Consider the following 5,175-nt stretch of genomic DNA (forward strand, 5'->3'; position numbering starts at 1 on the left):
GGCCAGTACTACATCGATGAGGCGAACGGTGTCCGGTACCCGGTCAAGCCACAATGGGACTTCGGCCATAACAGCGGCTTCGAAAACCGCAAGTATCTCGCCGAAGGCCAGGCGAACGGATGGACCCAAGAAGAGCTCACCGCCTACGTCAATGCCCACCCCGAACGATTCCATGTCGAAGACATGACTGGAAACCGATCGCACCGAAGGGAACCGAAGTAGATGAGCAACCTCGACGAATGGGGCAGGACCGACCTGCACTACGCGGCACGCGACGGCGACGTCGAAGCCATCAACCGTCTGCTGGCGACCGAGGACGTCAACGCTGCCGATATCCACGGGTGGACACCGTTGCACTTCGCCGCGCAGGAGGCGCACCCTGCGGCGATCGAGCGTCTGCTCGATGCTGGTGCCGATATCGATGCGTTGACCGAGAAGGGGATGCCGGCCATCTATTGGGCGGCTACGGCTGCCAGCGGTGACCCGGTGGCTGCGATTCGTCTCCTGCGTGCGCGAGGTGCTGACCCGCGGCGAGAGACGATCCAAACCTATTTTGGTCTCAAGAGCGCGCTGCACTTCATCAACGAAACCGCCAACAATCCGTTGATCCAGGCCGAGTTCGCGGACCTGAAATGAGCGGCGATCCCGACTACGACGCGGCCATCGACGAGATCCGGGCCAAAGCGAACAAGGTTCAGGCGGCCATGGCCAGGGTCCGCGGTACCGGCACGGCTGGAAACGGCGCCATCAGCGCGACCGTCGATGCCGCCGGACACCTGCGGGATTTGAAACTCCCTCGCGATGCTCACCGGCTTGGCGACCGATTGGCCAGCCTCATTCTCGAAGCGGCCGCGAACGCGGAACGGGACGCGGCGACCAAGTCAGCGGCGGCGATGTTGCCGCTGACCGAATACAGCAGGGTCGTGGAGGGGTTGAAGTCGGTGCGTGAGACGTTCGGCCAGCCCGCGGGGCCGACGACTCCGCTGACTGATGCTGAGATCGAGGCCGCCGATGATGCCTACTTCGCCCGCCTCAACGGTGCCGCCGTCTATGACCAGAACTAAGCGCGGCAGCGTGCACCCTGTGTCGTGAACCGAGGATAGGTCCAGGTCAGAACGGTCAGTTGTGCCAGGCTATTGGTGTTCTCGGGCCATGGAGGGGAACCCGTCCAGGCTGGAGGCGCTGCGGGCTGCCCTCGCGGCTGGCGAGGACAGTGGGCCGCCTACCGCGTTCGATTTCGAGCGCTGCATCGAAGAACTCGCGGCGCAGGCAGCCGACGCCGATCTCATGGGTGATTTCCAGGCTGGCCGCCTGATTCGCAGCAGCGAACAAGCCGATGTGTCTGAGCTGCCGTGATCGCTCCGTCAGATGTGGGCTAGATAGTGGCAGCCCCCCGGTGTCGGGCGAAGAAGTGACGGAGTCAGTCGCGCGGATTGGACTGGTGGTTGACGCGCGGGAAGGGAACAACCGTCGCTCCAGGATTCTCTAGTGCGTCGCGGAGCTGCTGGTTCTCGATGGTGAGTTGATTGACAACACGCACTAGCGCGGGAACGTCGCGGCGGAGCTGGGTGAGTTCGGTGTTCTTGTTCTCGATCGTCTTCTTCAGCTTGGCGATGGTCGCCCGCAAATGGGCTTCGAGCTCGGACGGTGCGCCGCGTTCGGCGACTCGGTCGTAAAAGGTCCTTCTTCAGGTCTGTATGCCGTTGTGTCAGAGCATTTCTGGGGATATCGGCCTCCAACGCGAGGGCAACGACGGTCAGGCGCCATTGGATCCAGTCGGGGTGCCTTCGAGGATGAGGTACATGGCGGCGCGGATGCGGTCGCGTTCATCTCGGCGGGACCCGTCCGGCTTTCTTGTCGAGTGTGATGCGGGTGCGATCGTGAGAAGTCGGCATAGTCGCGCAGCCGGGCCGTGTTGCCGCGCAACCGCTCCCCGAGCGGACCAGGAACGTGGAAGGCCTGCTGTAGGTAGTGTCCTCGGTCAGTTCCGATTGCCGCCGTCGAGTGCAGGGAGCACTGCATCGACCCAGCAGCCGCGTAGTTGTCGCCAACCTGTTGGCGACCTCGTCGGGATCAGGCTGTTGCTTGGTGATAGGCGGCGATGATGTCGGCGGCGATGCGCCCGCGGGCCGAGACCGGGTGACCGTTCGTGGCGGCCCAAGCGCGGATGGCGCCTTGTTCGCTGGCGGGTGTGGAGTTCGTGACCTTCGTCGGACGAGCACTGGACGTGGTCGCGTTTGTTCCTCGGATTTTTCGTGCATGCGGGATCCACTCATCGAGTGTCTTGCGCAGGAGTGCGGCGTTGGACACGCTGAGGTCGATTTGGTAGCGAGCTCCGTCGATCCCGAACGAGATCGATTCATCCGCTGGTGTGGTGCCATCGAGATCATCGACGACACTGACTGTCACTTTGCGTGCCATTGCTCGGCCCCATCTGCGTTCGAAAGGTTCGGAAATTCCAACGCTAGCGGTGCACGCTGACAACAAATACCCAATCTCGATGTACGTTGCATCACACTGTATTTCGGATGAAGGTGTCGGATGTCGCGCCGCAACGTCGTGGAATGACGAACAGTTTCGAGCAGTTGCTGGACCTGGATGTGCGACATGTGTCAGGTCGACATGACAGTCGAGTGGGATGAAGAGCTCGAGCAAGACATCGGCATGCCGGCCTTCGCCACATCGTTGCCCGGCCGCGTGATCAACATGTGCGATAACTGCGCAGAGGACGGGGAGCATGCGAGCTGACCGATCTGGCCCAAACGATCGCCGAAAGCGTCGGCAAGTGAAGAGAACTGCGGCGCCGCCGTCGTCTCGAACAAACGCCCACGCATAGTCCTGACGCTGTGAATGCACGTCGTTCAGGCGTGCACACCGCGCAGGAGTTTGCGTGGTCTAGAGTCCCAGATCCGGTCGATTGTCCGGTCCGTTGAGCTCCGCCCCGGATTGTTCCTCGATGCCGAATTCATCGTTGGTGGCATCGTGTTGGCGCCGTGCGCGCTCTTCGAGGCGTCGTTGTGGGCTGGTTAGGGTCTCGCGCCTGGTGTGTTCTGCCCGGTGGCTGGTGAGCTCGGATTCGAGGGTCTGGCGGAGCGCCTCGACGGTAACGTCGCGGGTGATCGCTTCCTCGGCGGCAGCGCGGGCTTGTTTCTCGCTACGGCCCTGATCGTCCGCGGCGGCGGTGCGCTCGGCCCGGGCCGCCAGCTCGTTGGCGTGCCGGTTCGCCGCGCGGGCAACGGTGCGGGCATTGTCGTGTGCTTCGCGGTGGTCACGTTGGTCGCCGACCAGGGTGTTGATGTGGGCCTGCAGGGCGGTTCGTTGTCGGCGCCGTATGACCGGCAGCGCGTCGAGTTCTTCGCGTGCGGTTTTGAGCTGGCTTTCGGTGGCGTGGAGTCGACGGATCGCGGTATCGAGTTCCCGGGCACGAAGCCGCGCGGTGTCGCGGGCAGTGTCAGCGGCGAGCTGGTGCTCAGCCACCACAGGATCAACCTCCATCTCGACAGGGCCCCGCCGGATCGGGGCGAAGAACTCCGCCTCGGTCGCGATGTTGCTCAGGCGCAGCACCAGGCCGGCGATCGCGTCGGCAAGTTCGTTGTCGGACAGGCGTTGGATCGGGTCGAGCACGGGCAGTGGCTGTTCGATGAGGGGATGCTCGGTCAACCACTGCTCGATGACGGCGCGACCTGCCGGGTCCAGTGTCCGCCAGTCCCGACGCAGCATCGCCAACGCGGCAGGCGCTGGATGGGTGTCGGCGATGTGGGCACATCGTGCCGTGAGGTGGTCGGCGGGATCGTGGGCAGGAATCGCTGGCCGGTCGTCGTCGCGGCAAGAGTGGCACAGGCCGTCATCGGAATGCCGCGGCGGCACAGGGACGGTCGCGTTACGGGGCCGCTCAAGGCCGCAGTCGACACATGGCAGACCGACGACAGCTGGCATGGCGGCCAGGTCGTAGTCGATCGCGAAACCCGCGGCTGCCGGTCCCGAGCGACCCGGGTGTTCCGGATCAAGGTCATCGGAGGCTTCAACGGCGTCGACATACGACTCGAACGCGTCCTCACCCGCTGCCCGGATCGGGTCGAACACTGCCGGAGTGATGGTCGGATCGACGTGTTCGGCATGGTCGTAGACCGGGTGGGAATGCCCACGGTTGTGCTCGGGCTCGGGGCGGTAGGTGTGCGGATCGGTCGCCGGTGTGCAGGCGTTGATGAGTTCGCGGTGGTGCGGGAATTGCTCTGCTGCCCAGCGGAGTCGGGCTCGGGCGATGGGGAAGCTGTACCGGTAGAGGGTTTCCGAGACCGCGGTGAGGGCCGTTCGTTCGTCGTCGGTGAGTTCGCTGGCGAACGTCTGGAACGCCGAGATGGCGTCAGCGACTCGTCCGGCGGCGAACAACCTGGCGATGTCCTCGACGGCGGCAGCGATTTCATCGCGAGCCAGATGCCCGTCGACATCGACATCGGGAGCGTTGGCGGTCTCGGTGGTGGTCGGTTCTGGTTCAACGAAGCTGGTCAAGGGTTCGTCCTTGACGACCGGGGTTGCTGGATCAGGCGGAGCAGGAGCTGTGGACGGTGGTGGTGCCGGGGTGTGGTGGTGGAGTGCATCGATGCGCCAGGCCAAGGCGGCGGCGAGTTGGTCGGCGCGCAGCGGGGGAGCGTTGTCGGGTTGCGCGCCTTGCAGGAGTTCGTAGGCGGTGACGAGTAGGTCGCGTGGAGTCCAGATGTTGGTGGCGCGTTCGACGGCGGCGACGACGCGCGGCCACCCGGGTTCGGTGGTGACCTGTTCGGTCATCTCGGTGCCAAGGACGGCTTGCAGATCGGGCAGCCATTCGGGTCGCAGCAGGTCGGTGCCGGTGATGTCGAGGGCTGATGGTTCCAGTTCCAGGCGCGCCCACAACGCGGCGGCGGGCATCTCGTCCGGCAGCGGGCGCAGTGTGGCGGCATCGGTGAGCAGGGTGGTGACGTCGAGTCCGGCGCGGTCGGCGAGGTCGATCTTGTCAGCCACGACAGGCCAGTACGCGTCGGTGCTGATGCGGGGATCGATGCCGTCGACGACGTGTGCCCACCGATTCCGTGGCAGTGTCGGGTCCCCGTAGGCGTCGACAACGCGTTGGTCGAGGCGTCGTTGATGGAGACGTTCGATCTCGGTGTATCACAACCGGCCCGTCGGGCGGGCGGCGGT

At 64.6% G+C, this 5,175-nt stretch carries 7 protein-coding genes; 4 read left to right on the top strand and 3 right to left on the bottom strand.

Annotated elements, in window-relative coordinates; genetic code table 11:
• The 4 genes from ACFWPJ_RS23860 to ACFWPJ_RS23875 form a co-directional block, all read left to right on the top strand.
• Window positions 1–222: GH-E family nuclease (locus ACFWPJ_RS23860; RefSeq protein ID WP_378854616.1), on the top strand; the 222-nt coding region annotated here is incomplete at its 5' end.
• The gene (locus ACFWPJ_RS23865) at window positions 223–636 is read left to right on the top strand and encodes an ankyrin repeat domain-containing protein (RefSeq protein WP_378854617.1); all 414 of its coding nucleotides are present in this window, start codon (window positions 223–225) and stop codon (window positions 634–636) included. It begins immediately after the preceding gene.
• The gene (locus ACFWPJ_RS23870) at window positions 633–1,064 is read left to right on the top strand and encodes a YbaB/EbfC family nucleoid-associated protein (protein ID WP_378854618.1); all 432 of its coding nucleotides are present in this window, start codon (window positions 633–635) and stop codon (window positions 1,062–1,064) included. The genes ACFWPJ_RS23865 and ACFWPJ_RS23870 overlap by 4 nt, the downstream gene beginning before the upstream one ends.
• Before the next feature lie 88 nt (window positions 1,065–1,152).
• Window positions 1,153–1,356 (top strand): type II toxin-antitoxin system ParD family antitoxin, encoded by a 204-nt coding sequence (locus ACFWPJ_RS23875; protein WP_378854619.1) that lies wholly within the window; start codon window positions 1,153–1,155, stop codon window positions 1,354–1,356.
• A 64-nt stretch (window positions 1,357–1,420) separates the two neighbouring features.
• Here ACFWPJ_RS23875 and ACFWPJ_RS23880 read toward each other — a convergent pair whose 3' ends face one another.
• The 3 genes from ACFWPJ_RS23880 to ACFWPJ_RS23890 form a co-directional block, all read right to left on the bottom strand.
• Complete coding sequence (locus ACFWPJ_RS23880) at window positions 1,421–1,627, bottom strand: hypothetical protein (protein ID WP_378854620.1); 207 nt, start codon at window positions 1,625–1,627, stop codon at window positions 1,421–1,423.
• 446 nt (window positions 1,628–2,073) lie between these two features.
• The gene (locus tag ACFWPJ_RS23885; RefSeq protein ID WP_378854621.1) at window positions 2,074–2,421 is read right to left on the bottom strand and encodes an Lsr2 family protein; all 348 of its coding nucleotides are present in this window, start codon (window positions 2,419–2,421) and stop codon (window positions 2,074–2,076) included.
• 474 nt (window positions 2,422–2,895) lie between these two features.
• Complete coding sequence (locus tag ACFWPJ_RS23890; protein ID WP_378854622.1) at window positions 2,896–4,998, bottom strand: hypothetical protein; 2,103 nt, start codon at window positions 4,996–4,998, stop codon at window positions 2,896–2,898.
• Between the last annotated feature and the right edge of the window lie 177 nt (window positions 4,999–5,175).

Origin of the sequence: Nocardia sp. NPDC058497, assembly GCF_042720195.1 — a bacterium.
Classification (GTDB): Bacteria; Actinomycetota; Actinomycetes; order Mycobacteriales; family Mycobacteriaceae; genus Nocardia.